Annotated in this window: 26 protein-coding genes and 3 tRNA genes; 15 read left to right on the top strand and 14 right to left on the bottom strand. The window is 38.7% G+C overall.

Annotated elements, in window-relative coordinates; all coding sequences use genetic code 11:
* Positions 1 to 23: 23 nt before the first annotated feature.
* The 4 genes from gcvH to ACXAG7_RS11045 all read left to right on the top strand — a co-directional run bounded on the left by gcvH (position 24) and on the right by ACXAG7_RS11045 (position 2,395).
* Positions 24 to 404, top strand: coding sequence for a glycine cleavage system protein GcvH (gene gcvH, locus ACXAG7_RS11030; RefSeq protein WP_408045485.1), 381 nt, complete (start codon positions 24 to 26; stop codon positions 402 to 404).
* Positions 376 to 753 (top strand): VanZ family protein, encoded by a 378-nt coding sequence (locus ACXAG7_RS11035; protein ID WP_476666827.1) that lies wholly within the window; start codon positions 376 to 378, stop codon positions 751 to 753. The genes gcvH and ACXAG7_RS11035 overlap by 29 nt, the downstream gene beginning before the upstream one ends.
* Positions 754 to 816: 63 nt before the next feature.
* Positions 817 to 1,539 carry an energy transducer TonB gene (locus tag ACXAG7_RS11040; protein ID WP_476666828.1) on the top strand — a complete coding sequence of 241 codons (723 nt, stop codon included), beginning with the start codon at positions 817 to 819 and terminating at the stop codon, positions 1,537 to 1,539.
* Positions 1,540 to 1,639: 100 nt separating this feature from the next.
* Positions 1,640 to 2,395 (top strand): energy transducer TonB, encoded by a 756-nt coding sequence (locus ACXAG7_RS11045; RefSeq protein ID WP_476666829.1) that lies wholly within the window; start codon positions 1,640 to 1,642, stop codon positions 2,393 to 2,395.
* Positions 2,396 to 2,643: 248 nt separating this feature from the next.
* On the opposite strand, the gene ACXAG7_RS11050 is transcribed toward ACXAG7_RS11045, so the two are convergent.
* The 7 genes from ACXAG7_RS11050 to ACXAG7_RS11080 are packed head-to-tail and all read right to left on the bottom strand — an operon-like array spanning position 2,644 to position 10,757.
* Positions 2,644 to 3,669, bottom strand: coding sequence for a LacI family DNA-binding transcriptional regulator (locus tag ACXAG7_RS11050; protein WP_476666830.1), 1,026 nt, complete (start codon positions 3,667 to 3,669; stop codon positions 2,644 to 2,646).
* A gap of 60 nt (positions 3,670 to 3,729) precedes the next feature.
* Positions 3,730 to 5,088 carry an MptA/MptB family glycosyltransferase gene (locus ACXAG7_RS11055; protein ID WP_476666831.1) on the bottom strand — a complete coding sequence of 453 codons (1,359 nt, stop codon included), beginning with the start codon at positions 5,086 to 5,088 and terminating at the stop codon, positions 3,730 to 3,732.
* Positions 5,088 to 6,578, bottom strand: coding sequence for a cellulose synthase family protein (locus ACXAG7_RS11060; RefSeq protein WP_408045479.1), 1,491 nt, complete (start codon positions 6,576 to 6,578; stop codon positions 5,088 to 5,090). The genes ACXAG7_RS11055 and ACXAG7_RS11060 overlap by 1 nt, the downstream gene beginning before the upstream one ends.
* Positions 6,578 to 7,273: a glycosyltransferase family 2 protein gene (locus ACXAG7_RS11065; protein ID WP_408045478.1), complete on the bottom strand. Its 696-nt coding sequence runs from the start codon at positions 7,271 to 7,273 to the stop codon at positions 6,578 to 6,580. Before ACXAG7_RS11065 ends, ACXAG7_RS11060 begins: the two co-directional genes overlap by 1 nt.
* Before the next feature lies 1 nt (position 7,274).
* Entirely contained in the window at positions 7,275 to 7,781 is a 507-nt protein-coding gene (locus ACXAG7_RS11070) for a toxin-antitoxin system YwqK family antitoxin (RefSeq protein WP_476666832.1), read from the bottom strand.
* Positions 7,782 to 7,787: 6 nt separating this feature from the next.
* On the bottom strand, positions 7,788 to 9,410 hold the full coding sequence (locus ACXAG7_RS11075; protein WP_408045476.1) for a 4Fe-4S binding protein: 1,623 nt from the start codon (positions 9,408 to 9,410) through the stop codon (positions 7,788 to 7,790).
* A gap of 3 nt (positions 9,411 to 9,413) precedes the next feature.
* The gene (locus ACXAG7_RS11080) at positions 9,414 to 10,757 is read right to left on the bottom strand and encodes an NAD(P)/FAD-dependent oxidoreductase (RefSeq protein WP_476666833.1); all 1,344 of its coding nucleotides are present in this window, start codon (positions 10,755 to 10,757) and stop codon (positions 9,414 to 9,416) included.
* Between the two features lie 143 nt (positions 10,758 to 10,900).
* On the opposite strand from ACXAG7_RS11080, the gene ACXAG7_RS11085 reads away from it, so the two are divergent.
* The 4 genes from ACXAG7_RS11085 to ACXAG7_RS11100 are packed head-to-tail and all read left to right on the top strand — an operon-like array spanning position 10,901 to position 14,780.
* Positions 10,901 to 11,767, top strand: a complete 867-nt coding sequence (locus tag ACXAG7_RS11085; protein WP_476666834.1) for a hypothetical protein — start codon at positions 10,901 to 10,903, stop codon at positions 11,765 to 11,767.
* Between the two features lie 22 nt (positions 11,768 to 11,789).
* Positions 11,790 to 12,791 (top strand): glycoside hydrolase family 113, encoded by a 1,002-nt coding sequence (locus ACXAG7_RS11090; protein ID WP_476666835.1) that lies wholly within the window; start codon positions 11,790 to 11,792, stop codon positions 12,789 to 12,791.
* Positions 12,775 to 13,518: a hypothetical protein gene (locus ACXAG7_RS11095; RefSeq protein ID WP_408045472.1), complete on the top strand. Its 744-nt coding sequence runs from the start codon at positions 12,775 to 12,777 to the stop codon at positions 13,516 to 13,518. Before ACXAG7_RS11090 ends, ACXAG7_RS11095 begins: the two co-directional genes overlap by 17 nt.
* A complete protein-coding gene (locus ACXAG7_RS11100; protein WP_476666836.1) occupies positions 13,518 to 14,780 on the top strand; it encodes a BamA/TamA family outer membrane protein in 1,263 nt (420 codons plus the stop codon). The genes ACXAG7_RS11095 and ACXAG7_RS11100 overlap by 1 nt, the downstream gene beginning before the upstream one ends.
* On the opposite strand, the gene ACXAG7_RS11105 is transcribed toward ACXAG7_RS11100, so the two are convergent.
* The 4 genes from ACXAG7_RS11105 to ACXAG7_RS11120 form a co-directional block, all read right to left on the bottom strand.
* A complete protein-coding gene (locus ACXAG7_RS11105; RefSeq protein WP_476666837.1) occupies positions 14,777 to 15,274 on the bottom strand; it encodes a rhodanese-like domain-containing protein in 498 nt (165 codons plus the stop codon). The genes ACXAG7_RS11100 and ACXAG7_RS11105 overlap by 4 nt on opposite strands.
* 45 nt (positions 15,275 to 15,319) lie before the next feature.
* On the bottom strand, positions 15,320 to 16,372 hold the full coding sequence (gene arsS, locus ACXAG7_RS11110) for an arsenosugar biosynthesis radical SAM (seleno)protein ArsS (protein ID WP_408045696.1): 1,053 nt from the start codon (positions 16,370 to 16,372) through the stop codon (positions 15,320 to 15,322).
* A 75-nt stretch (positions 16,373 to 16,447) separates the two neighbouring features.
* The gene (locus ACXAG7_RS11115; protein WP_408045469.1) at positions 16,448 to 16,783 is read right to left on the bottom strand and encodes an arsenosugar biosynthesis-associated peroxidase-like protein; all 336 of its coding nucleotides are present in this window, start codon (positions 16,781 to 16,783) and stop codon (positions 16,448 to 16,450) included.
* Between the two features lie 31 nt (positions 16,784 to 16,814).
* The gene (locus ACXAG7_RS11120) at positions 16,815 to 17,522 is read right to left on the bottom strand and encodes a DUF547 domain-containing protein (protein WP_476666838.1); all 708 of its coding nucleotides are present in this window, start codon (positions 17,520 to 17,522) and stop codon (positions 16,815 to 16,817) included.
* A gap of 188 nt (positions 17,523 to 17,710) precedes the next feature.
* Here ACXAG7_RS11120 and ACXAG7_RS11125 point away from each other — a divergent pair, with 188 nt between their 5' ends.
* Together ACXAG7_RS11125 and ACXAG7_RS11130 are read left to right on the top strand one after the other, a co-directional pair.
* Positions 17,711 to 18,532 (top strand): SDR family oxidoreductase, encoded by an 822-nt coding sequence (locus tag ACXAG7_RS11125; protein ID WP_476666839.1) that lies wholly within the window; start codon positions 17,711 to 17,713, stop codon positions 18,530 to 18,532.
* Positions 18,533 to 18,658: 126 nt separating this feature from the next.
* Positions 18,659 to 19,564, top strand: coding sequence for a helix-turn-helix domain-containing protein (locus ACXAG7_RS11130; protein ID WP_408045466.1), 906 nt, complete (start codon positions 18,659 to 18,661; stop codon positions 19,562 to 19,564).
* Positions 19,565 to 19,664: 100 nt separating this feature from the next.
* Here ACXAG7_RS11130 and ACXAG7_RS11135 read toward each other — a convergent pair.
* From ACXAG7_RS11135 to ACXAG7_RS11145, 3 genes are all read right to left on the bottom strand, one after another.
* Positions 19,665 to 19,750: transfer RNA gene (locus ACXAG7_RS11135), tRNA-Leu, on the bottom strand.
* Between the two features lie 55 nt (positions 19,751 to 19,805).
* Positions 19,806 to 19,891, bottom strand: a tRNA-Leu gene (locus tag ACXAG7_RS11140).
* Between the two features lie 21 nt (positions 19,892 to 19,912).
* Positions 19,913 to 19,984: transfer RNA gene (locus ACXAG7_RS11145), tRNA-Gly, on the bottom strand.
* A gap of 167 nt (positions 19,985 to 20,151) precedes the next feature.
* Here ACXAG7_RS11145 and cyoE point away from each other — a divergent pair.
* The 5 genes from cyoE to ACXAG7_RS11170 all read left to right on the top strand — a co-directional run bounded on the left by cyoE (position 20,152) and on the right by ACXAG7_RS11170 (position 23,756).
* Positions 20,152 to 21,054 (top strand): heme o synthase, encoded by a 903-nt coding sequence (cyoE, locus tag ACXAG7_RS11150; protein ID WP_408045465.1) that lies wholly within the window; start codon positions 20,152 to 20,154, stop codon positions 21,052 to 21,054.
* On the top strand, positions 21,054 to 21,644 hold the full coding sequence (locus ACXAG7_RS11155) for a cytochrome c oxidase subunit 3 (RefSeq protein ID WP_408045464.1): 591 nt from the start codon (positions 21,054 to 21,056) through the stop codon (positions 21,642 to 21,644). Before cyoE ends, ACXAG7_RS11155 begins: the two co-directional genes overlap by 1 nt.
* Before the next feature lie 56 nt (positions 21,645 to 21,700).
* Positions 21,701 to 22,681 (top strand): cytochrome c oxidase subunit 3, encoded by a 981-nt coding sequence (locus ACXAG7_RS11160; RefSeq protein WP_408045463.1) that lies wholly within the window; start codon positions 21,701 to 21,703, stop codon positions 22,679 to 22,681.
* Positions 22,682 to 22,700: 19 nt separating this feature from the next.
* Positions 22,701 to 23,045, top strand: coding sequence for a cytochrome C oxidase subunit IV family protein (locus ACXAG7_RS11165; RefSeq protein WP_476666840.1), 345 nt, complete (start codon positions 22,701 to 22,703; stop codon positions 23,043 to 23,045).
* A 63-nt stretch (positions 23,046 to 23,108) separates the two neighbouring features.
* Positions 23,109 to 23,756 (top strand): hypothetical protein, encoded by a 648-nt coding sequence (locus tag ACXAG7_RS11170; RefSeq protein ID WP_408045461.1) that lies wholly within the window; start codon positions 23,109 to 23,111, stop codon positions 23,754 to 23,756.
* Positions 23,757 to 23,760: the final 4 nt, after the last annotated feature.

Genomic DNA, 23,760 nt, shown 5'->3' on the forward strand with positions numbered 1-23,760 from the left:
AACAAAATAAAACAAACAATACAATGAACATTCCATCAGAATTAAAGTATACCAAAGACCACGAGTGGGTAAAGATTGAAGGAGATACGGCAGTAATTGGTATTACTGATTTTGCACAAGGTGAATTAGGAGACATCGTTTACGTGGATGTCGATACCTTAGATGAAACGGTTGAGATCGAAGAAGTATTCGGTTCTGTAGAGGCCGTAAAAACTGTATCAGATTTATTCATGCCTTTGACAGGAGAGGTAGTTGAATTTAACGAAGAGTTAGAAGACGAACCAGAATTGGTAAATTCTGATCCTTATGGAAAAGGTTGGATGATTAAAGTAAAGATTGCAGATACTGCACAATTAGAAGGGCTATTATCTGCCGATGCTTATCAAGACCTTATTAACGGATAAGAAAATTAAGATAACAATAGCGATACTAATTACGGTTGGTATCGCTATTCTTAGTTTAATAAAACTCGGTGCCCCACCTATTCAGGTTAAAAATGGTGATAAAATACAGCATTGTATTGCATATTTTACGTTGTCTTTTGCCTGGATGTACGCACTTGTTACAAACAAGCGCTCATTAATTGTAATAGTCATACTTTGTGTGTTTTACGGCATAATTATTGAGGTTTTACAAATGACCATGACGGAGTATCGCAGTGGAGAACTCTTAGACGTTTTCGCAAATACTCTCGGAGTACTTTTAGCTTTAGCAATTTTTAGGTCAGTTTTTTATAAAAAGCGCAGTATTTGAAAATTTAGCTTGTAAAAGTTGAAATAATTTAATTAAATTAGCGAACTATTAAAAACATTAAGGATGGAAATTAAAAAAAATCCAAAATCAAACTTAGAAAACTACAGTAAGCTGTTTGTCCAGTTAGGTTTGGTTTTAGCTTTATTTATAACGTATGTTGCTATTGAAAATAAGACGTACGATAAAACATATGAGGGGTTAGGATCAGCAGAAATGGCTGAAGATGTAGAGGATGAAACACTTGAAATCCAAATCGAAACTCCACCACCACCACAAAATACACCACCACCACCAGCACCAGAGAAAATCGAAGTTGTAGAAGACGAGGAAGAAGTTGAAGAAACGATCATCGAATCTACAGAAACGGATGAAACTGAAGCTGTTGAAGTGGAAGAAATCGTTGAGGTGGAAGAGGAAGAAGAAGTAGTGGAGGACGTACCGTTCAACATTATTGAAGATGTACCTGTATTCCCAGGATGTAAAGGGTCAAAAGCGCAAAAGAAAGCTTGTTTAAATAAGAAAATGCAAAAGCACGTTCAGCGTTATTTTGATGCTGAATTAGCAAACGAATTAGGTTTATCACCAGGTAAAAAGAGAATTTACTTAATCTTTAAGATTGGAAAAACTGGAAATATCGAAGATATCAATGCCAGAGCTCCACACCCAAGGTTAAAGAAAGAAGCAATCAGAATTGCTAAAAAATTACCTAAAATGCTTCCTGGTAAGCAAAGAGGTAGACCTGTAAGAGTAGGATATACCTTACCAATTACCTTCAATGTAGAATAATAGTCTATTACATATATGTTAAAAAAGCAACCATTTTGGTTGCTTTTTTTTTGGCATGCTTCTTGATTTTTATGAATTCATTAACGCAAATTAGTATACTATGAAAATGCCAAAAAAACAACCCAGAAAACAATTGGAAAAATTCTCAACTGTATTTATGCAAATAGGATTGCTATTGACCCTGTTTGTCGTATACAGTGTATTGGAGTTTCAAACGGAAAAGAAAGAAGATCTCATCGAGGTTACCGGTGAACGCATTACCGATTATGAAATGCCCGCCGACCAAGCAATTGAATTTCGCCGTGTAGTTCCTAAAAAGGCGACACCACCACCGACCTTAGAACAACCTAAGAAGCTAGATTTTACAAAACCTAAAGTGGTTGACAATTCTTTTGATGTCCTAGAGTCTTTAATTCCTAAAGATGAAGAACCCCAAAAGATCGATATTACTAGCCTACCGGATGAACCAGTAGAGGAACCTATCGATGAAAGTGAAGATCCTTTACCGTTGCTAGGATTGCAACACGCACCTGTTTTTAGAGGTTGTGAAGGACTTTCAGAACAAGAAGGAAGAAAGTGTTTAGAGCGTAAGATGAAAGCCCATGTAGGACGATATTTTGACGCTGGACTTGCCGAAGACCTCGGAATGAGCCCTGGAAAATACAGAATAGCAACCCAATTTGTAATCGATAAGGACGGGAAAATATCCGAAATAAAAATTCGAGCACCTCATGCCGCTTTGAAAAAAGAAGTGGAACGCGTGGTAAAAAAATTACCCAAGTTTAAACCAGGAATGCAGCAAAGTAAACCAGTTAAGGTTAGATATACTTTGCCTATTACATTTCGAGTGGATTAAATAAGTTTTGACGTAAATTACAAAATTTACTTTGATGTAGTTTTTTGTTTTTCAGTAGGTTATGTGTGTGGCTATTGAAATGTTAAATGTTAGAAATAAGTAAATTTTTTGTAAAAATAATTTGTGATAAAGGAAAAGATTACTATCTTTGAAACGTGGTTGAATAAACCACTTTCTTTTTCTTTTTCATAGCAATTTTTCCCACTCAATCTTTTTGAGTGGGTTTTGTTTTTTTAAGAGCTTCTTGTTTATTGCTTCTTGGTAGAGTCTCTGATGACCAAATCTGTTTTAATAACCTTAGTAATAGGAGTTTCGTTGGTATTTCGCTGTTCTAAACGATTGATTAGTAATTCGGCAGCTGTAGCACCCATAATTTCACCGTGTTGGCTAACAGTGGTCATTTTGGGACTCGAATGACGTGCGAGTATTCCGTTTGAAAAGGAAACAACTGAGAAGTCTTCAGGGATGCGATAACCCTTTTTAATGGCGGCCTTCATTGCAGCAACCGCCGACGATTCATCCGTAGTAATCACACAGTCTATAGGGTGGTTGTGGATGATGGGGGTTAGGAGTTCCTCGTATTTTTTATAATCCTCTTCCACAATGTTGACTACGATATTTTTGTTGAGGGCAATCCCCAAATCTTCTAAGCCTTTTACATAACCTAAGTAACGGCGTTCTCCAATTTTTAGATGACTCATGGTTGAGATAAAGGCAATGTTTTTACAGCCGCTGTCATACAGGTGTTTTACCGTATTTACGGTCGCTTCAAAATCATTGGTGATTACCTTGTCACAAGGAACGTCTTGCGCTACACGATCAAACATAACCATGGGAATTCCACGGTGAATCGTATCTGTAAAATGCTTATATTTACGATTGACTAAGGTTTCTTCAGCCAATGATAAAATAAGTCCGTCGATACTACCATTGGAGAGCATTTTAATAGTTTCGACCTCCTTGTCGAAAGACTCATTAGAGATGCATGAAATAATTTTATACCCTTGCTCTGTAGCAACGCGTTCGATTCCTTTAAACACCTGAGCTAAGAAATAATTGAGCATGTTTGGAATTAAGATTCCGATGGTCTTTGTTTTCTTGTTCTTTAAATTAACCGCTGTTACGTTGGGTTGATAGTTGTTTTCTTTTGCAAACTTCTGAATTTTTTCTTTCGTTTTTACACTGATTTCATAACTGTCATTCAGCGCTTTTGAGACGGTAGAGATAGAAACATTCAGTTGTTTTGCGATATCTTTAATGGTGAGCCTTTTCATAAATTAAGAACAAAGTATATAACAATATTACAAAAATCCTAGCAGATTTTTTCGAATACTTCACTTTGAAAAGAGGTGGCCTCCTTTTACAGTTCGAAGTTCGTAAATGAGGTAGCCAAATAAAAGAAGGTATTCCAAGGCTATAATCCACAAATGTTCTTGCCACGGGGTATTGGCATAGGCCTGATAACTCAATATTAAAACGGCACTCCAAACAATCGGAAAGGTATACCGAGTGAAGACCGTTAAGATTAAAGGAGTGGCTACGTACCAAGGATGAACCGTGGTGCTTGTAAAATAGTAGAAACTCAAACCGAACAACATAGAAACCAAGAGGTATTGGGGATCCTTTCCTTGCTTTCGAAACGTTAAATAGCCTAAAAATAACAGGGCTAATACGGGCATGATTTTACCTATAATGGCAATCTCATTATAACCTCTAAACCAGTAGCCAATGGCACGAGCTATGTAGTACAAACTGGCGTTGAATTCGAAATTTCGAAACCAGAGCCCTACAGAGTTGCTGTAATTAGCGATAAATGCTCCATCGATAAAAGGTATAAAGAAGAGGAGGGTGCTCAGAAGTACCATTCCTGTATATCCAATAGTTTTGAGTAATCCTGTTTTCCAGTGCTTCTCTGCGTTGAGGAAGTACGGAAGAAATAGGGGTAAAAATAGCAGCGGTATGAGCTTTACAGCCACAGAAGCCGCTAATAAGAAGGCAGAAAGTAGCCATTTGTTCTTTAGTAAATAATAGATACTAGCCACCATGAAAAAGAGCATTACTGGCTCAAAGTGTAAATTTCCTGTGAGCTCTATGATCACAAACGGATTTAGCGCATACCAATAAATTTGAGACTTGGGCAATTGTAAGGCTTGGAGTATCTTCTTACCGTAAATGATAATACCGATATCAGCGAGTATAATAAGTGCACGCATAATACCTACGGCTCCTAAAATACTGGTACCGCTCAAGGTACTAGCAATCCAAAAACACAGTTGATTAATAGGAGGGTAATTGGTGTAATGACTCCCGTTTAAACTTCCCATGCCTTCATAGAGTTCCACTGCTTGTGCAATGGGGTATTCGTGTTGTTCAATAAATGTTTGAGGTAAGGATAGATAGGGGTTGTAGCCCTGAGCGAGCATACGTCCGTCCCAAATAAATCGATAAAAATCTTGCGATAAGTTGGGGAGGGCAAATAAAAAGGCCAAGCGGAAGAGTACTGCTGCAGCTGTTAAAAATGCAGCGTCCTCTTGCTTATCACGATACAAGAAATAGCTCGCGGTAAACAAACTAATCCACAGGGCGGCAAAACTCCAATAGGAGGTGCGCTCTAAAAAATACGCAAAGTAAAAATACAGTGCTGTGAGCAACACGAGGAGTATACTTGCTTTGTATTTTTCTAGAAAGTGCATTAGGCCTTAGAAAAAATGGATTTAAAGAACACATATCCAAATCCGATAAACAACATGAGGTGGAATGGAAATAAACCAAAATCTCCTCCTTGATCACCTACGATAAAAGCGCTGTACATACCAAAGGCAAAGTAGAGGGCCAATAAACCTTCTATAATGACATTTGTTGAAGGCTTTTTACGGATGTATTTGTTGTTTTTCCAACTGTCGGTTAGTGATTTAATATTGAATTTCGGCGTGCGTACAAACTCACTTTTTTTACCGAAATGACCTTCGAGTACTGCAATGGTATTGTGCAGTGAAAAGCCCATGGCAATGGAGAAAAAAGAGAAAAAGGCTCCGATGTATTTGATAAAATTGACAAAGCCACCACCATAGGTTCGCTTGTACATAAACCAATAACAAATAAAGAAGATGAGTGTACTAACAATAAAGAAACTCATAACTAAAAAGTAAATCTTTAAATGTTCGTATTCGTTTTTGATATACAGCATAGGAATACTCAATACTGCGACTAAAAAGATACAGGTGAACATTGAACTGTTCAACAAGTGAAGCATTCCGTGAATTTTTGTTTTCAGAGAAATGGTATCGCTTACCAAGATGCGTTTGAGCATCTTTTGAAAATTTTCGGCACCTCCTTTATTCCAGCGAAATTGCTGTGAGCGCGCTGCACTGATAATTACGGGGAGCTCAGCAGGTGTTTCCACGTCTTCCAAATACTTAAATTTCCATTTTTTCAACTGTGCGCGATAACTGAGGTCCAAGTCTTCTGTCAAGGTATCTCCTTCCCAGTTTCCGGCATCGTAAATACACGTTTTACGCCAAATTCCCGCAGTTCCGTTAAAATTGATAAAGTGCCCTTGGCTATTGCGTCCAACTTGCTCTAATGTAAAATGGGCATCGAGCGCAAAGGCTTGTATTTTTGTAAGGGTTGAGTAATTTCTATTGATATGTCCCCAACGCGTTTGGACAACTCCAATAGCTTGATCTTTAAAGTAAGGAACTGTTTTTTCTAACCAGCAAGGTTTAGGTAAGAAGTCGGCATCAAAAATGGCGATAAATTCTCCTTTGGCGATGGCTAATCCTTCCTTGAGTGCTCCGGCTTTGAAGCCCTGTCTGTTTTCTCTGCGAATGTGTTGAATATCTAGTCCTGTAGCTTGTAATCGTTTTATATGTGCTGCTGTAGAAAGGACTGATTCATCTGTCGAATCATCCAAAACTTGGATTTCTAACTTTTCACGAGGATAGCGAAGCTTGGCAATATTATCTAAGAGGCGTTCCATGACGTATAGCTCATTAAACACCGGAAGTTGTATGGTGACAAAAGGAACTTCTTCAGGGTTCGTCAAATCGAACTTAGAAGCATTGTCTGTTTTTTTTCTCGCTTTCAGATAATTAAAAAGTAAATTTAACTGAGCCAAAGCGTACATTAGTATCAATACTAATGAGATGGTGTACACCGTAATGATGACGTATTCTAAAACCATTATTTAAAACTGTATTTAAATATCCAACCTAAAATTTTAACGCCTGCAAATATAGTACCTTTGACGGTTCCTGAAACTTTTGAGACTCCTATTCTGTTTCTGTATTTCATAGGAACTTCTTCATAGCTATATTGCTGTTTTAATGCTTTCAATTGCATCTCAACTGTCCATCCATAAGTCTTGTCTTCCATGTTTAAGTTGAGCAATTTAGGGTATTTGATGGCTCTAAACGGACCGAGGTCTGTAAACTTTGCGTTAAAAAATATTTTCATTAAAAATGTGGCGAGCCAATTGCCAAATACCTGTTGCGGAGTCATGGAGCCCGCTTCGCGCAATGTCTTGGTTCGGGCACCAATAACAAAATCGATACCACGTGTCGTTATCGGATCGATAAGCTCAGTGAGCTGCTCGGGGAAATCCGAATAATCACCATCTAAGAAGACTACGATATCAGGCTTTGTTTTTTGTTGAGCTATGTAGTCCATTCCTTTTAAACAGGCGTAGCCATATCCTTTACGCTTTTCGGAAAGAACTGTGGCACCTGCTGCACGAGCGTTGGTTTCTGTAAGATCAGTTGAATTGTTACTCACTACAATGACTTCATCAACCACGGTAGGGATGTCGTTAATTACTAAGGCAATTGAATCTTGTTCGTTGTAGGCAGGGATGATAACTTTAACTAGTGGTTGCTGCATTTTACTGTAAATCCTTCAAATCATTTTCCTTTTTAAATGAGGAAAAATCGGTCCATTCATTTATTTTTTTTCCGTCTTTGAACTTGACGGCTTTTACTAATTTGTTTTTCTTGTACAACAAGCAATATCCATTTTTTTTGTCGTTTTTTAGCTGACATTTATGGTTGACATATCCTCTGGAATCGTAGTACAACCACCACTTGTTTTGCTTGCCATCAATAAAATGTCCTTCTTTTTCTTTTGACGAATTCTTGCGGTAAAAGTACCAATAATTTACGGGAAGATCATTTTTATAATGTCCTTGTTTTTTGATCACACCATTTTTGTAATAAAACTTCCAATAGGCGGTTTTCTTACCTTGGTCAAGCCATCCTTCTAGTTTGAGCTGTCCGTTGCTATAAAACTCTTTGTGATATTTTTTTTGCCCAAAACAAGAGAGGTAAAAAAGGGAGAAGAACAGCAAAAATACTGCTGTAAACTTCTCCGCTTTTATAGATATTTGATTCACGTTAGCTTATTTTTTATTTACTAATTTCAACAGGTCTACGTCGTTCCCTAACAGTACATCAGTTGGGTTAATACGACCTTCTTCTGGTCCGTTTTCGAGTTTTAATACACCTCTCGGACACACTGCTGAACACACCCCACATCCTACACAACTCGCGCGCACTATGTTTTCTCCCTTTTGAGCATATGCACGAACGTCAATTCCTTGCTCACAGTAAGTAGAACAGTTTCCACAAGAAATACATTGTCCTCCGTTTGTGGTAATTCGGAATCGAGATTTAAAACGCTGTACCAATCCCATATACGCCGCTAGTGGACATCCGAAGCGACACCATACACGGTTTCCAAAAATAGGGTAGAATCCCGTTCCGATAACTCCGGCAAACCAAGCGCCAATCAAGAAGCTATACGAGTCTTTAATCCACTGTGATTTGATGCCTAAGAATGATGAGGCTCCTGAAAAATAGCAGTACAGAGTAACCACAGTCATCACTAGTGAAAAGACGAGTACGGAATGAATTACCCAGCGCTCCAATTTCCAGGCGTTTAGTGTTTTGTTTGAGTGTTGACGGTACGGATCTCCTAATGTTTCTGCCAATCCACCACAACCACATACCCATGAACAATACCAGCGCTTACCAAAGAAGTAGACCATAACAGGTACGATGACTAAGGTGAGTAAAACTCCCCATACTAAAATAAAAATACCGATAGCACCACTGTTTTTTAACGAGTCTAAGTTCCATTCGAAGAAGAAATCATAGTCTAGTGGAAAGGCATTTTTAAAGTCGTATCCTGGAAGGTTTAAGCTCGCCATTATTTCTGGAATTAAAAAAGCAAACACTATCTGGAAAAACAAAACAGAGGTAGTTCGTACAATTTGATAGTTGTTGTGACGGTATTTAATGTACATGCGAACCGCCATGACAATCATAATTACACAATATAAGAATCCGTATACAAACCACTGACTGGCAGCACCGCCGTTTAAAGCTTTGCTAATAGGGTCTAGAATAAATGTCCAGTTCACTACGTAATCTGGTAAAAAGTACAAGAGGATGTAGAACAAAACAAGGTAGCCTAAAACTAACCAGGCAATCCAACCTCTGTTCGTACTAGCCTCGAGGTAAATACCATTGTTTTTAATTCCTTTTGGGCCCAATAGTATAAAATTCGGTAGGATAAAAAGTAAAGCTCCCAGTATTCCTAGTCCAAAGGTTCCTAACCAAAGTAATCCAGGATGTTCTTTTACAAAGCCTTTTCCTGCTCTTTTGGCTAGGTCATAGCTTAAGGTGTGTGGTTTACCGTAAATTTTGTATTGAAATTGAGCGCCTTTTAAGTCCCAATTTTTTTCAGCATCGTATTTGGCGATAAGCTCGTCGTAATACTGGTTTGAATTGGCAAATGCTGTCCGTGCTCGTGAGGAAAACTCGAAAATATTCAAGGCTTCGTCAGTGACTACTGCATTGCTTAATTCATCTTTTATACGTTCGCTTTTATATCCTTTCTCTTGCAGGTACTCCTCCAATTCAGCAGAAGTTAAGCTGAAGGATCCTGAAAAAAGACTTCCTGTAAATATGCTTAGTCCTAGTAAAAAAATTACAAGACCTATTTGTTTTATTGCTTTCATATCTTAATTTCTGCTAAAAATGCGTTTCCAGCTTTTCTTTTTTAATTGAATGTTGGTGCTTTGTTCTCTGTTGAATTTTGACACAATTTCCCGCTCGTAAAGTTGGTAAAATTCCGGGTCGAAGTTGGCGTCTGCTAAATGGGCCATTACCTTGTCAACAGTTTGTTTTTCCAACAATACCTTGTTGAAAAACTCGTGACGCATGCGAATTCCAAAGGTGTTGATACCAATAAATTCGCGAGTCTTTTTGTCAAAACTGATATGGATGCATTTTTTTCCGCTACTGTGTTCCCAATAAAATCGTTCTTCATGGTCTTTTGGTTGCGCCCAAACCCAACCGTAGGTCTGGTATTCGATATCAATAAATTTTGCCGAATTAAACCAAGGCCCTGGCTTGTAGGGAGTCCTGTTGTCACAAATGGTTTGTGCGACCGTTTCTCCCATCATGCGTCCGGTATACCAGACAGCTTCTATGGGGCGCCTTTGACCAATGGCTTCGTGTTGTTCAGCACAGTCTCCGATAGCATATACATCGGGTATGTTGGTTTCCAAGTGTCGATTGACGAGCACACCGCGGTTGGTTTCGATGGCTGAAGATTTTACAAATTCAATATTTGGAGATACTCCAGCGGTCAACCCGACAACATCACAGGCGATTTCTTCACCGGTTTCAGCGATAATGACTGAGGTTACCTTGCCCGCACTATTGGTTTTGATCTCTTTTAAATTCACTCCCAGTCGAAGGTCGATATGATTTTCTGTGATTTCACGATTAATCATAGCCGATTCTTGTGCAGGGAGTACTCCATTCCAAAAACTTTCTTCACGAACTAGAAAAGTGACAGGTATTTGGCGGCTGTGTAACATTTCGGCTAACTCGATTCCAATGAGTCCACCACCTACAATCACTGCGCGTTTACAGGTATTGTTGTCTGGAGCATACTGCTCAAGTTGTTCGAGATCTTGTTTGTGATACATGCCCATTACTCCTTTGGCATCTTGACCAGGCCAACCAAATTTGTTGGGTTTCGAACCCGTAGCGATAATCAATTTGTCATACTGCATCATTTCACCTGACGAAAACTCGATTTGGTGGTCGTCACTGTGTATGTGCTTGACGTATCCTTTTTTGAGATTGATCCGATTTTTTTTCCAGAAGTAAGGCTCATACGGCTGTGTGTGTTCAAACTTCATGTGGCCCATGTATACGTACATAAGGGCGGTTCTAGAAAAAAAGTAGTCTGTTTCGGCAGAAACAATAGTAATCTGTTTGTCTGATAATTTACGAATATGACGAGCCGCAGTGACTCCTGAAATACCATTACCAATAATTACAACGTGTTCCATAAAAAAGTTGATTTGCACATTAGGTCGAACTTAAAGTTAAGAACTTAATGAATAGCTTAAATTTAGAATCAGTATAAATAACACGGTGTTGTAAGTAGAGAAAATTTTGAGCGACCTAGTTGGTAACTTAAAATTCAAAGACCATGAAAACAAAACGTGTATTACTCGCTATAGCTATGTTAGGATTAGGTTGGCAAGGATTTGCGCAATCGGAAGAAGATAGCAAAAGTAATATTCAAACATATACGCCCTCAAAATTGTTGAATAAAGGACAATGGGATATCAAGTTCTTTAATAATCTTTATACAGAAACCAGAGCCAATTTCAACGGTAAGACCGCTGACAAGCCTCGCGAAAACTATTTTACATCAACAGTAGAAGCATTTACGGGAATATCTGATAATAATCGTATCAATGTTGGTGCTATTGTCGAATTTCGTTCCAATACCAGAGGAGGACGTCAGGCGCTTTCTGTATTTAGTTTAAAAGACACGAATAGTGATAGAAAAGGAATCACGAGTATTGCACCGGCCATTAAAATTCAGCCGTTGAAAAACGTAGCAAACTTCTCTATTCAATCAGCAGTACACATACCGCTAATCGATGAAGAAAGTGATAGCAATGGAGTTTTCTTAGATCAAACAGCATGGATTTTCCAAAATCGTTTCTTCTACGATTATACCTTTAGTGGTGGGAAATGGCAGTTGTTTACTGAGTTGAATACGGAGTACAATTTTGGTGATGAGAAGAGTTTTGCGAACAAGACATTTTTTGTAGTTCCAGGTGCTTTTTTGAGTTACTTCCCTACGGATAAATCAACGGTACTGGTATTTGCACAGCACGCTGAGCGTTTTGGAGAGTTTACTCAAAATTATACGGCACTCGGTTTAGGAGGGAAATACCAGATTACAAAAGTATTAAACCTCGAAGTGTTGTACAGTAATTTTGTGAGAGGTCAGGATACTGGATTAGGACAGAGTTTTAACATTGGATTACGAGCGTTGTTTTAACAGAATACCGTAACTTGTAGCTATGAAATGCAAAAAAATACTGCTTAGTGCTCTGGTGCTACTAGGCCTGGCTTGTACAAGTCGGGGGCAGAAAATTAATGGCTTGAGTTTTGTAGCGAGCCCCAATAAAATATCAAAAAAACAAATCATCCCCGTTCAAAAGGTATCAGCGAATTACGTTTCGTTGATGCCTTTTGGCTTTATTAGAAGTTTGGATGAACCACTCGTAAAATTCAATGAAAAATGGCAGTGGTTTGGCGAGACGAGTGCGGGAGTTTCTCAATATGCAGACCTGTTTAAATCAAACGATATCCAGGTGATGCTCAAACCGCAAATTTGGGTGCACGGAGGTTTGTACACAGGAAAAATAGCTATGAATGATGAGGAAAGTTGGAAGCTCTTAGAATCGAGTTATCGAGATTTTATCACGACGTTTGCTACCCTGGCTGAAAAGGAAGGAATTCCAGTGTTGTGTATCGGAACAGAGCTAGAGCAGTTCGTTCAGAACAGACCGGAATATTGGACGGCGTTGATTGCCGATATTCGTAAAATATACAGTGGTAAACTTACCTACGCGGCCAATTGGGATGAGTTTAAACGCGTTCCATTTTGGGGGGAACTGGATTATATTGGCGTAGACGCCTATTTTCCGTTAACTCCAGCTAAGAAAGTGGATAAAGAAGCCTTTAAAGTTGCCTGGAATTCACACAAAGAAGAAATTAAAGCCGTTAGGGAAAAATATCAAAAACCTGTTGTATTTACAGAATACGGATATCGAAGTGTTCACCATACCGGAAGAGAACCGTGGGATGCAAAGCGCATTGAAGGACAGGTAGATTTGCAAGCCCAACAATTGGCGTTAGAAGCACTTTACGAGACTTTTTGGCAAGAGCCTTGGTTCGCAGGAGGATTTGTATGGAAATGGTTTGCAGACCACGAAAATGTTGGCGGACCGAATAACAACCGTTTTACCCCCCAAAATAAACCCGCAGAAATAACTATTAAAAATGCATATCAACAGTAAAATTTTAGGCCTACTTTTAGTGAGTATCGGATTTTTGATGTCTTGTTCAAAAAACGACATCGCCACGGATAATTTAAAAAATTATATCAGCACAGCGCCAAGTCATCAAAAAGGTGGAGTGATAGCTTGCGCAGCGAGTAAACCCACGGCAAGTGAAGGTACTTTTATCTTTTTTTATCCGCCTCCAGGAGCGTCAAATATCCAGTATTTTGAAAGTAGTACGGCTCAGATTTCAAAGGACGATTTTGGTCAGTATCAGAAGGTAGCATTACCTCAGGAGCCCGTTTTTAATGGTTATTTAAAACGATTTGTAAAGGGCAGTGCTGAAGATGCATGGTGCGTGGTCACCTTTGAAGTACTCGGAGTTGTATACAGCTCCAATCCGATTCGATTAAAAAGACAAACCAAACCAACCGAGTGGACAACGAGTGCTGTGATTGACACGAGTATCCAAGGGAAACCTAAATTTGTTTGGAATGACGGAAGTATCAAAGAAAATACCATCTACTTCCAAGTAGTAAGCAGCGCACAAAATGATCTTATAACCGGAACCTATACCAAGGATAAATGGTTTCAATACTACGATACCTCTAATGTCGTTCTCAATGTAACTCGTACTGCACCACCTGTAGCTTTAGGTAGCGGAAATTATCAGTTTACCCTGATGGGAGTTAGTGAAGACAATTGGGTAAATCTAGTCATTCAAAAAAGCTTTGTAATTAACTAATGAAAAGAATAGGCTTCTTAATCGTACTTCTCGCAATATCCCTTCAATCAATTGCGCAGGAATTAACGGTACGAAAATTGTATTTTGAAGGGCTGAAAAAAACAAAGGAATCCACCTTGCGAAAAATGTTGGATACCGAGGTGAATACACCGTTAGACTCCACGCTGCTCAGCACGGATATAATTCGTTTAAAAAGGATGCCAGCGGTAGCACATGCCTATTTTACAGTAACGCCAATTAACGAGAGTGAATGCGAGGTTAAAATAGGAGTTGAAGAGAATTTTACGCTCATTCCGACCCTGAATTTATGGACTACTACCAACAGGCGACTCGCTTATAAAGTGGGGCTTTACGAATACAATTTATTAGGAAGAAACCTCCGTGTAGGTGGCTTTTATCAACACAATGGTTTTGATTCTTATGGGGTGCAGTTTGAAGCTCCCACCTTGTTTTCCAGAAATTTTGGTTTGGCTTTTTACCACCAAAGTTGGAAAAGTGAGGAACCCTTATACTTTGATCAGGCTTCCGCAAATTACAAATACGAAAATATTTCCTACGAGCTCTTAGGGCTTTTTCAAATTAATTTTAGAAATACCATAGCAGCAGGAATTAACTTATTTAAGGAGCGCTATACCTACTTAAGTGGACATACAGCAGCCCAGGTACCACAGCGATTGGATGTCAATAAGAAGTTGTTGAAATTTCAATATACGTACGATGATCTCGACTACTTTTATCACTATGTGTCTGGATTTAAAAGTCAGTTGTATTTACAATACGTAACTACGGTAAATTCCTATCAAAAAGACTTTCTCATCGCTTGGAACGACTTGTTTTATTTTAAGCGATTCGGAACGAGAGGAAATTGGGCGAATCGCCTGCGTGTTGGATTGTCGTCAAATATAAAAAGCCCCTTTGCACCGTTTGCCCTTGATAATAATGTAAATTTGAGAGGAGTGGGAATCTTGGTGGATAGAGGTACCGGAAGTATCGTATGGAATACGGAATACCGTCATACGCTGATTGATAAAAAATGGTTTGCCTTACAAACAAATGTCTTTACTGACATCGGTTCTTGGAGACATCCAGGAGGATCTTTGAGCGACTTTGTGCAAGCAAAGAACATTCATGTCTATTCGGGAGTAGGACTCCGTTTGATCAATAAAAAGATTTTTAATGCGATTTTTAGAATTGATTACGGTTATGGGCTTACAGCCAATGCCTCCAGAGGCTTTGTATTTGGGATAGGGCAGTACTTTTAGTACACCTTTTTCCCTTTTTGCAACCATTGACCCCAGGTTTTGTTAAATGTATGAACCTTTTCAGTCAGTTTCGCACGAGCGTCGAAAACGGGGTTGCCTTGGTTTTTCCATTCAAAAATGCCTCCGTATAAATTGAAAACATTGGTGTATCCAGCCTTGTATAGTTGCTCGGCAATGTCTTCTGAACGTATGCCTAAAGAGCAGTAAACAACTATCTTACTGCGTTTGTCTTTAGGAAGCATGTTCAGTGTTTTCGCAAGGTCAAAGCGGTCATAGCCAACGCACACAGCATTTTTTAAGTGGCTTACCTTAAATTCTCGAGGTTCACGACTGTCGAGTAAGATAACGTTGGTGCTGTCACGTACTAGTTCAGTAACCTGTATATAAGGGATTTGTTCCGTGTTGTATTTTTTAAGTAAGGTTTGCAGGCTGTCTTGAGCTTGGAGCTGCAAGCAACAGCAGAGGCTTATAATACATGCGATAGTACGAATCATATGAGTTTTGTTATTAATAAGCCTCAGGGTTCCTAGCTATGCTAGCTAAGCAACAGTTCCCTGACAGCTACTTCCTGCTCCGGCGGTACAGCCGTAACAATGTTGATTTATAATGATATTTCTGTCTTGTAACGCTTGTTCATTGTAGTCGGAAATATGGGTAACTTTACTGGCTACTTTGAGGTTGAGCATTTGATTAAAATCACAATCGTACAAATAGCCGTCCCAGCTTACTGAAAGCGTGTTGGTACACATTACATTGGCTACAGCCATAGGGTTGTAAGCTTCTACCAAGGCGTACATATAATCCTCGTAATTTTCCGAAGCGATTAGGTAGTCTAAAAATCGCGAAATAGGCAGGTTGGTAATCGCAAAAAGACTGTTAAAGACGATTTCAAAGTCTTCGTATAGTGCTTTTTTAAAGTCTTTTTCCATAGACTGTTGATCTCCCGGTAAAAAAGCTCCTGATGGGTTGTAAACCAAATCTAATTTTAAACCACTTCCTTCAACACCATAGCCCACGGCATTGAGCTCTTGCAACGCTTTGATTGATTTGTCAAAAACACCATCTCCTCGCTGTTTATCAGTTTTTCCTCGTGTCCAGTGAGGCATGGAAGAAACGACGTGCACATTGTGTTTTTTGAAAAATTCAGGAAGGTCGTAGTATTTTTTATTCGCTCTGATAATGGTTAAGTTGGAGCGTACGATAAAGTCTTTAATACCAGCCTTGGCTGCCTCCTCTACAAACCATCTAAAATTGGGGTTCATTTCAGGGGCTCCTCCCGTTAAATCTAAGGTATGTGCTCCCGTGGCTTTGATGACCTCCAAACATTGCTGCATGGTTTCTCGTGTCATAATCTCTTTGCGATCAGGACCTGCATCCACATGGCAGTGAGCACATACCTGATTACACATATAGCCAACATTAATTTGAAGAATTTCTAACTTCTTGGGACGCAGTGGAAATTGATTGGTTTCCTTTATTTTTTGCGCAAATGTTGGAAGTTCATCCTTGAAAATTCCATTCGACAGAATTTCTAGTTGACGTTGTGTGTTGGCTAAATCGTTATTTCTTGCTAAAAGAGATTTTTTCATTATCGTATTTAAGAGTTTGCAAAAACCGAACACGGTGGTTCGGTTTGCGACAATTTAAGGTGTATTGGGGAAAACCAATTACATATCTAACTTATTCACTTTGTTCATCATTTGTACCCCGTGAACGAGGGTTGCTCCACTTTTAATGGCAGCTCCAACGTGGATGGCCTCCATCATTTCTTCTTTTGTCACGCCTCGTTGTAAACCGTCTTTAGTATAAGCATCAATGCAATAAGGGCATTGTTCAGTATGTGCTACTGCTAAGGCTATCAAACTTTTCTCTCTCGCCGTTAAAGCTCCTTCTTCAAAAACTTTACCGTAGTATTCGAAAAATTTGTTTCCTAACTCTTCACTCCATTCGGTGATTTTGCCGAATTTTCTGAGGTCGGCAGGGTCGTAATATGTTTTTGACATGGTCGTTTTTTATAGATTTGAAATAAAAATACTACTTTCCATTTAAACTCCAATCGTATTCGAGGTAACGCACTTTCGCTTTTGGGCTAATCGGTGTATTGCTGTACTTGTTTAAAAAGTCAATTAGAGATCCTTTTTTGGTAAAATCATCTTTAAACCACTCGAAAATTTTTGACAGGTATATCTTTTTTTCTCCCAGTTGATTGCGTTTAGGATCGTTGATAAACTTTTTCATCAAAGCGCTGGTTTTCGCTTCGTAGTTGGCTTCAGTATAGGCAAAGTTTCCTAGTTGAGGACAAGAGCCCGAGGCGCAATTTACTCCTACGTGAATTTTAGGATCGTTAAATTGTTTACGCAGAATTTCGTGTTCTATTTGGTTTAAGGTATAGGTTTTACCACCTACTTTAGCAAAAGGAATATTCCAAGCATCCTTCCCTTTTTTCTTCACAGACATGATGCTTTTTAAAGGGTAGTTGTCCAAAATCAAGGCTATTGTATAAGCGTTGTAGGCATTGACCCAAAAGGCTTTAGTTTTGGCCGCTGACCAACTCTTCTGTGCAGAGGTTTTGGCTAAGTAGTCTAAGTATGATTGCAGTGTTGCTCGATCTTTTTTAAAGGCCTTGTAATTTACATGACCACTGGTGCTTACGTGTTTTTTTAAAAGCGAATCAAAGGTCTTGGTCTGTGCCGTAGTACTTAACACAAAGCTAAAACTTAGTAATAACAATAGGTTTCTCATGGATATATTCTTTTTACAACTGATGGTTTAGACGTGGTGGAATGCAAGTCATTACACGATTCTTTAATTTAATTAAAATATTTGAGAATTCATACCATCCTGAAAAAGTATACAAAGTGGGGGGATTCGTATAAGAACTGGCTAGGCAAGTGACTGTAAATTTGTGGTATAGATTAAAAATAAACATCATGACAGCAAATAAAACAGTATTAATAACAGGAACATCTTCAGGTATCGGTAAGGCGGCTGTAAAGTTATTTCAATCCAGTGGTTGGAATGTGGTTGCGACCATGCGTACACCAGAAAAAGAAACTGAGCTACAACAACTAGACAGGGTGTTGGTAACGGCACTTGATGTAACGAAGCAAGAGAGTATAGAGGAAGCTATAGCAAAGGGAATTGCTAAGTTCGGAACTATTGATGTTCTGATTAACAATGCAGGCTTTGGAATGATGGGGCTTATTGAAGCTTCCTCAGAAGAGCTGATGCAGCGAATTTTTGATGTGAACGTGTTTGGTGTAGTAAGAACTACCAAGGCGATATTACCACATTTTAGAGCACGAGGAGAGGGGCTTATCGTTAATGTGTCGTCCATGGTTGGTAGAGCTTGTTTCCCTTTTCAGGCATTGTACCACGCTACTAAACACGCTCTTGAAGGCTTTACCGAAGATAGTCAGTACGAATTAAATCCGCTCGGAATACGAGTTAAATTGGTAGAGCCGGGGGGAGTTGCGACCGATTTTCTTACCAGTTTAGAGCAAACAGGAGATGGAGGTATTGCCGATTATAAAGACAGTTTAGAAAAGTACTTTTTAGCAGTGCAGGCCTATGCGGAGAAATTGAGTACCCCAGAACAGATTGCTCAAGTTGTTTTTGAGGCTGCTACTGATAATTCGGATCAGTTGAGGTACTGGGCAGGAGAAGATGCAAAACAATTACTTGCGGCGCGAAAGGCAATGAATGATCGAGATTTTTATCAGATGATTGCCGAACAATTTGGAGTTCAATAAAGACTTATTCGTTAATTTGAAGCCTATTTGCAGGAAACTGTGGGTGGGCTTTTTTAATAATAGTTCAACAAGGGCCCTCTTAATTACGGATATGGCCCTTTGGTTTTTGAGTATCTTTATACAGTTATGAGTACATTTTTAAAAATAACGTCTATTTCAGAATTGCACAATTTTTTCGGATGTGAAAAACCGTTTCACCCCTTACTTTCAGTAGTAAATTTGGCAGACATTAGCGTGCCCAGAGAAGCTTTAGGGAAAAAATTGACCACCCCGTTTTTTAGTATCTCCTTAAAAACAAAAGTCGGAGAACCTTTTAAGTACGGAAGGAAGTATTTTGATTTTTCAGAAGGGGTTTTATTGGGGATTGCTCCAAATCAAGTACTGGAGATCTCGGAAAGTTCCAAAAGAGGAGACCTAGAAGGTTGGGCCTTGTATTTTCATCCCGATTTGATTCGCGGTTATGGGTTAATGGACAGTATAATGGAGTACGGTTTTTTTTCCTATGAAACCAATGAAGCATTGCATCTCTCGGAAAAAGAAAAGGGTACTTTAAACGAGATTGTTCGGAATATTAGTGAGGAATGTCAAGCTCCTATTGACGATTTTAGTCAGGATGTGTTGGTAACGACTATCGAGTTACTGATTAATTATACCAAGCGTTTTTACGGCCGACAGTTTATCACTAGGAAAAGTGAACACACGGATATCGTAAGTCAATTTCAAGGTCTGTTAAAACGGTATTTTGATGCAGCGTTGGTAGAGGGCTTGCCTCAGGTGCGTTATTTTGCGGCACAATTGCATCTATCAGATAGCTACCTCAGTGATGTATTAAAAAAAGAAACCGGGAAAAACGCTCAGGAAACGATTCACTATTTCGTGATTGACAAGGCTAAAACTCTGCTTCTAAACACTGATAAGACCATTGCGGAAATCGCTTTTGAGCTGGGTTTTGAATACCCACAATACTTTAGCCGACTGTTCAAAGGCAAGGCAGGAGTCACTCCAAAAGCGTATCGGTCGGGGTTAGGGTGATTTTAAATTGATGATTTTTAGTTGATTGTGTTTTTTGAGAAGCTTAGGTAAGAGCGTGATAAAAACAAAAAAGCCTTAACAAAATTTGTTAAGGCTTTAGTACAGAAGGCGGGACTTGAACCCGCACGGGCATTACGGCCCATTGGATTTTAAGTCCAACGTGTCTACCAATTCCACCACTTCTGCGTATAAGTTGTTGACTACTTTTTAAAATAAGCCTCACCTAGGTGAGGCTTATGAGTACTGAAGGCGGGACTTGAACCCGCACGAGCATTACGGCTCATTGGATTTTAAGTCCAACGTGTCTACCAATTCCACCACTTCAGCATTAACTTTTAAAAGGATCAGAGCGAAAGACGGGATTTGAACCCGCGACCCTCACCTTGGCAAGGTGATGCTCTACCCCTGAGCTACTTTCGCGTAGTCGTTTTATATTTTAAAGAACTTGCATTACTGTGAATGCGGGTGCAAATATAAGACCTTTTTTTGAATTGCCAAGCGTTTTTTTAATTTTTTTTATTTCAGATGTAAAAATTATGGCAAATCCCTTAGAAAGAAATATCTTTGCAAAAATATTTTAGATCTAAGTGAGTACTGTTTCAACGATACAAGAAAAATCATCTTTAAAAACACTTTTTACTGACTTTAAACAACTTACTAAGGTAGGCTTGTCTGTCAGCGTTGTGTTTACTTCGATTACGGGTTATTTATTAGGGGCTACAGAGATAGACTTTACTACAATAGTACTATTGGCCATTGGTGGATATTTTATGGTAGGTGCTTCCAATGCATTTAATCAGGTAATCGAAAAAGATATAGATGCGGTAATGCAACGAACCAAAAACAGACCTTTGCCTGCGGGCCGCATGTCTGTGACTACAGCGATGGTAATCGCTTCGTTTTTTACCATTGCAGGGATAGCTATTTTATATGCAATTCATCCGAAATGTGCCTTATTCGGGGCTGTTTCCATCTTTTTATATACGAGTGCCTATACGCCATTAAAAGCGGTTACACCTTTAGCAGTTTTCGTAGGGGCGATTCCAGGGGCCATACCTTTTATGTTAGGATGGGTGGCTGCAACGGGAACTTTCGGTATCGAAGCTGGTTTTTTGTTCATGATTCAGTTTTTTTGGCAGTTTCCTCATTTTTGGGCTATTGGATGGTTGCAATTTGAAGAATACAACAAAGCGGGCTTACACATGTTGCCCATGGACAAGAAAGATCGCGGTGCCATTGTACAAATCATATTTTATACCTGTGTGATGATCCTGATGTCTATCGCACCTGTATTAGAAGTTACGGGAAGTTTTTACATACATCCGATTACCGCTGTGATTATTTTAGCACTGGGAGGATTGATGTTGTACTACGCCTTTGTTCTGTACAAATCACAGCAAAATACTGATGCGAGAAAATTAATGTTGGCTAGCGTATTTTATATTACGGTAGTACCAATTATATATGTAGTAGATAAATTTTTACACTAATGAGTGAACAAACACAAAGCTTACAAGAAGAGTTAAGCGCAGCGAAAAGGAAATCGGCAAAACCGATGTTATGGGTAGCTATGATCAGTATGGTGATGTTCTTTGCAGGTCTTACCAGTGCCTATGTAGTGAGCATGAACAGAGAAGATTGGGTAACCTTTGAATTACCTCAAGCATTTTACATCAGTACTGTACTAATTGTATTTAGTAGTATAACCCTTTGGTTGTCACAAAAATTCTTAAAAAAGAATCAATTAAGCCAATCATTGACCCTATTGGTACTCACATTTATTCTCGGAATGGGATTTGTTTGGTATCAATATGTAGGATTTAATCAACTTAAGGAAGTAGGATTGTATTTTACAGGACCGGAGAGTACGGTATCAACTTCTTTCATTATAGGAATCACTTTTATGCACGTATTGCACTTGTTAGCAGGGGTTATCGTGTTATTAGTCGTTATTTATAATCATTTTAAAAAGAAGTATACAGCTGCTGATATGCTTGGATTTGAACTCGGAGCTATCTTTTGGCATTTTGTAGATGTTTTATGGATTTATCTATTTTTCTTTTTCTATTTTATTAGGTGATGAAAATTGCGTAATTTTGGCGCACTGTTTTAACAAAAATTAACTAAAGAGTATTTATGGAAGCAAATATTGCTGTAAATTCTGACAAAAAAGAAACCTGGGGCGGTGGTGGTGCAAAACCATTTGGCGCTACTTATGGTAAAATGATGATGTGGTTTTTCATATTATCTGACGCATTGACCTTTTCTGGATTCTTAGCGGCGTATGGTTTAACTCGTTTTAAATTTATTGACTCTTGGCCAATTGCCGATGAGGTATTTACGCACATCCCGTTTTTCCACGGAAACTACCCAATGATTTATGTTGCGTTTATGACCTTTATCCTTATTGTGTCGTCGGTAACTATGGTATTGGCTGTTGATGCAGGACATCAAATGAAACAAAAAAAGGTAGCGGCCTATATGTTCGTAACCATCGTATTCGGTATTATTTTCGTTGGTTCTCAGGCTTGGGAATGGAAAACGTTTATCAACGGTTCTTACGGAGCGGTTAAAACTTCAGATAATCATATCTTACAATTTGTAAAGGACGGACATCAAATCGCATTAGCTGATTTTGTGCACGGTGAGCGTATGGATGATAGAACGCAGCACACCAGAAAGAATGGACTTTGGTTCGAAAATGAGAAAACAATCTCTCAGTATTCAGTAGCACAAGTGCAACAAGCTTTCAAAAACGATCCTTCTTTGTTAATCAGGACTGAAAAAATGAATCTTGAAACGAAACAAAAAATTGTATTGTCGAGAGCGGAAAGTGAAGCGCAGTTGGCAAAGGCAATTGGAGTAGTGGAAGGAGCTAACTTAATCGAGAATGAGTACGGTAACCCAATTTTTGCCGATTTCTTCTTCTTTATTACAGGATTCCACGGATTCCACGTATTTTCAGGAATCGTATTGAATATTATCATTTTCTTTAATGTTGTTTTAGGTACTTACGAGCGCAGAGGACATTATGAAATGGTAGAGAAAGTAGGATTATATTGGCACTTTGTAGATTTAGTTTGGGTATTTGTATTTACCTTCTTCTACTTAGTATAATTATAAAATAAAAGCAAACATGGGAAGTCACGGACACGAATCAAATACTAATAGAATCTGGATAGTTTTAGCGATTCTATCAATTATTACAGCAGTGGAAGTTGTTTTAGGGATCTACAAACCTGATAGTCTACATTTAAAAGGATTTTTAGGGACGAGTTTCTTAAACTGGATATTCATTATCTTAACGATCGCAAAAGCTTACTATATCGCATGGGCCTTTATGCACCTAGAAGGTGAAAAAACCTGGTTCAGACGTTCAATAGTATGGACAGGAGTATTCCTTATCTGTTACCTAGTAACACTAGTGTTAATCGAAGGAAGTTATTTACACGATACATTAGCACCATTAGTAAAGTGGTAATCTTATAAAATTAGAAATTAGGTGGTGTTAAACCACCTTTTTTTGTCTTTAATCTTAACTGATATGAGTAAAAAACAAAAGTTTATCGTACTCTTTGCACTCTTTATAGTGCCGTTATTATTTTATATATTTTTGTCTTTAGGGATCAATAATTTTGCAAAATTACCCGTCTTGACCAACGATATCGTCGATATCTCGGCGGTTGATAAGAATTGTAAGTTCGATAGAAATATCTCTATCGTAACCTTTTTAGGAAAGGATGTGGATGCCGTTAAAGGGGAGTTCTTTAACTTGAACCAAAAAATTTACAAGCCCTTTTACGGATTTAAAGATTTTCAACTCGTCGTGGTGGCCGTAAAAGGTACCGAAGAAGAGGTGGCCAAGCTCGAGAAGAAAATTGGTGCCTTTACAAACATGATTAAATGGAGATTCGTTTTTGCAAGTGAAGCGGAAATAGAAGTTTTGTACGACAGTTTTAAAACCAACCAATCACTCGATAGTAATTTACATACTTCAAAAGCATTCATTATCGATAAGGATGTTGCTTTACGTGGTCGTAAGGACGACAAGGACGCCGCTGACGGTATTTTGTACGGATATAATATGACCTCGGTTGCGGAGCTCAATGATAAAATGAAAGACGATGTAAAAGTGGTATTGGCTGAGTACCGTTTGGCGCTCAAAAAGAACAATGCCGATAGAGAAATATAGTGAT

This window comes from Tenacibaculum sp. AWR4_210 (assembly GCF_056160945.1).

Excerpts from the sequence above, each read along its gene's own strand:
- gcvH (WP_408045485.1), top strand. The coding sequence starts at position 24 with ATGAACATTCCATCAGAATTAAAGTATACCAAAGACCACGAGTGGGTA.
- ACXAG7_RS11035 (WP_476666827.1), top strand. The coding sequence starts at position 376 with ATGCTTATCAAGACCTTATTAACGGATAAGAAAATTAAGATAACAATA.
- ACXAG7_RS11040 (WP_476666828.1), top strand. The coding sequence starts at position 817 with ATGGAAATTAAAAAAAATCCAAAATCAAACTTAGAAAACTACAGTAAG.
- ACXAG7_RS11045 (WP_476666829.1), top strand. The coding sequence starts at position 1,640 with ATGAAAATGCCAAAAAAACAACCCAGAAAACAATTGGAAAAATTCTCA.
- ACXAG7_RS11050 (WP_476666830.1), bottom strand. The coding sequence starts at position 3,669 with ATGAAAAGGCTCACCATTAAAGATATCGCAAAACAACTGAATGTTTCT.
- ACXAG7_RS11055 (WP_476666831.1), bottom strand. The coding sequence starts at position 5,088 with ATGCACTTTCTAGAAAAATACAAAGCAAGTATACTCCTCGTGTTGCTC.
- ACXAG7_RS11060 (WP_408045479.1), bottom strand. The coding sequence starts at position 6,578 with ATGGTTTTAGAATACGTCATCATTACGGTGTACACCATCTCATTAGTA.
- ACXAG7_RS11065 (WP_408045478.1), bottom strand. The coding sequence starts at position 7,273 with ATGCAGCAACCACTAGTTAAAGTTATCATCCCTGCCTACAACGAACAA.
- ACXAG7_RS11075 (WP_408045476.1), bottom strand. The coding sequence starts at position 9,410 with ATGAAAGCAATAAAACAAATAGGTCTTGTAATTTTTTTACTAGGACTA.
- ACXAG7_RS11080 (WP_476666833.1), bottom strand. The coding sequence starts at position 10,757 with ATGGAACACGTTGTAATTATTGGTAATGGTATTTCAGGAGTCACTGCG.
- ACXAG7_RS11085 (WP_476666834.1), top strand. The coding sequence starts at position 10,901 with ATGAAAACAAAACGTGTATTACTCGCTATAGCTATGTTAGGATTAGGT.
- ACXAG7_RS11090 (WP_476666835.1), top strand. The coding sequence starts at position 11,790 with ATGAAATGCAAAAAAATACTGCTTAGTGCTCTGGTGCTACTAGGCCTG.
- ACXAG7_RS11095 (WP_408045472.1), top strand. The coding sequence starts at position 12,775 with ATGCATATCAACAGTAAAATTTTAGGCCTACTTTTAGTGAGTATCGGA.
- ACXAG7_RS11100 (WP_476666836.1), top strand. The coding sequence starts at position 13,518 with ATGAAAAGAATAGGCTTCTTAATCGTACTTCTCGCAATATCCCTTCAA.
- ACXAG7_RS11105 (WP_476666837.1), bottom strand. The coding sequence starts at position 15,274 with ATGATTCGTACTATCGCATGTATTATAAGCCTCTGCTGTTGCTTGCAG.
- ACXAG7_RS11115 (WP_408045469.1), bottom strand. The coding sequence starts at position 16,783 with ATGTCAAAAACATATTACGACCCTGCCGACCTCAGAAAATTCGGCAAA.
- ACXAG7_RS11120 (WP_476666838.1), bottom strand. The coding sequence starts at position 17,522 with ATGAGAAACCTATTGTTATTACTAAGTTTTAGCTTTGTGTTAAGTACT.
- ACXAG7_RS11125 (WP_476666839.1), top strand. The coding sequence starts at position 17,711 with ATGACAGCAAATAAAACAGTATTAATAACAGGAACATCTTCAGGTATC.
- ACXAG7_RS11130 (WP_408045466.1), top strand. The coding sequence starts at position 18,659 with ATGAGTACATTTTTAAAAATAACGTCTATTTCAGAATTGCACAATTTT.
- ACXAG7_RS11155 (WP_408045464.1), top strand. The coding sequence starts at position 21,054 with ATGAGTGAACAAACACAAAGCTTACAAGAAGAGTTAAGCGCAGCGAAA.
- ACXAG7_RS11160 (WP_408045463.1), top strand. The coding sequence starts at position 21,701 with ATGGAAGCAAATATTGCTGTAAATTCTGACAAAAAAGAAACCTGGGGC.
- ACXAG7_RS11165 (WP_476666840.1), top strand. The coding sequence starts at position 22,701 with ATGGGAAGTCACGGACACGAATCAAATACTAATAGAATCTGGATAGTT.
- ACXAG7_RS11170 (WP_408045461.1), top strand. The coding sequence starts at position 23,109 with ATGAGTAAAAAACAAAAGTTTATCGTACTCTTTGCACTCTTTATAGTG.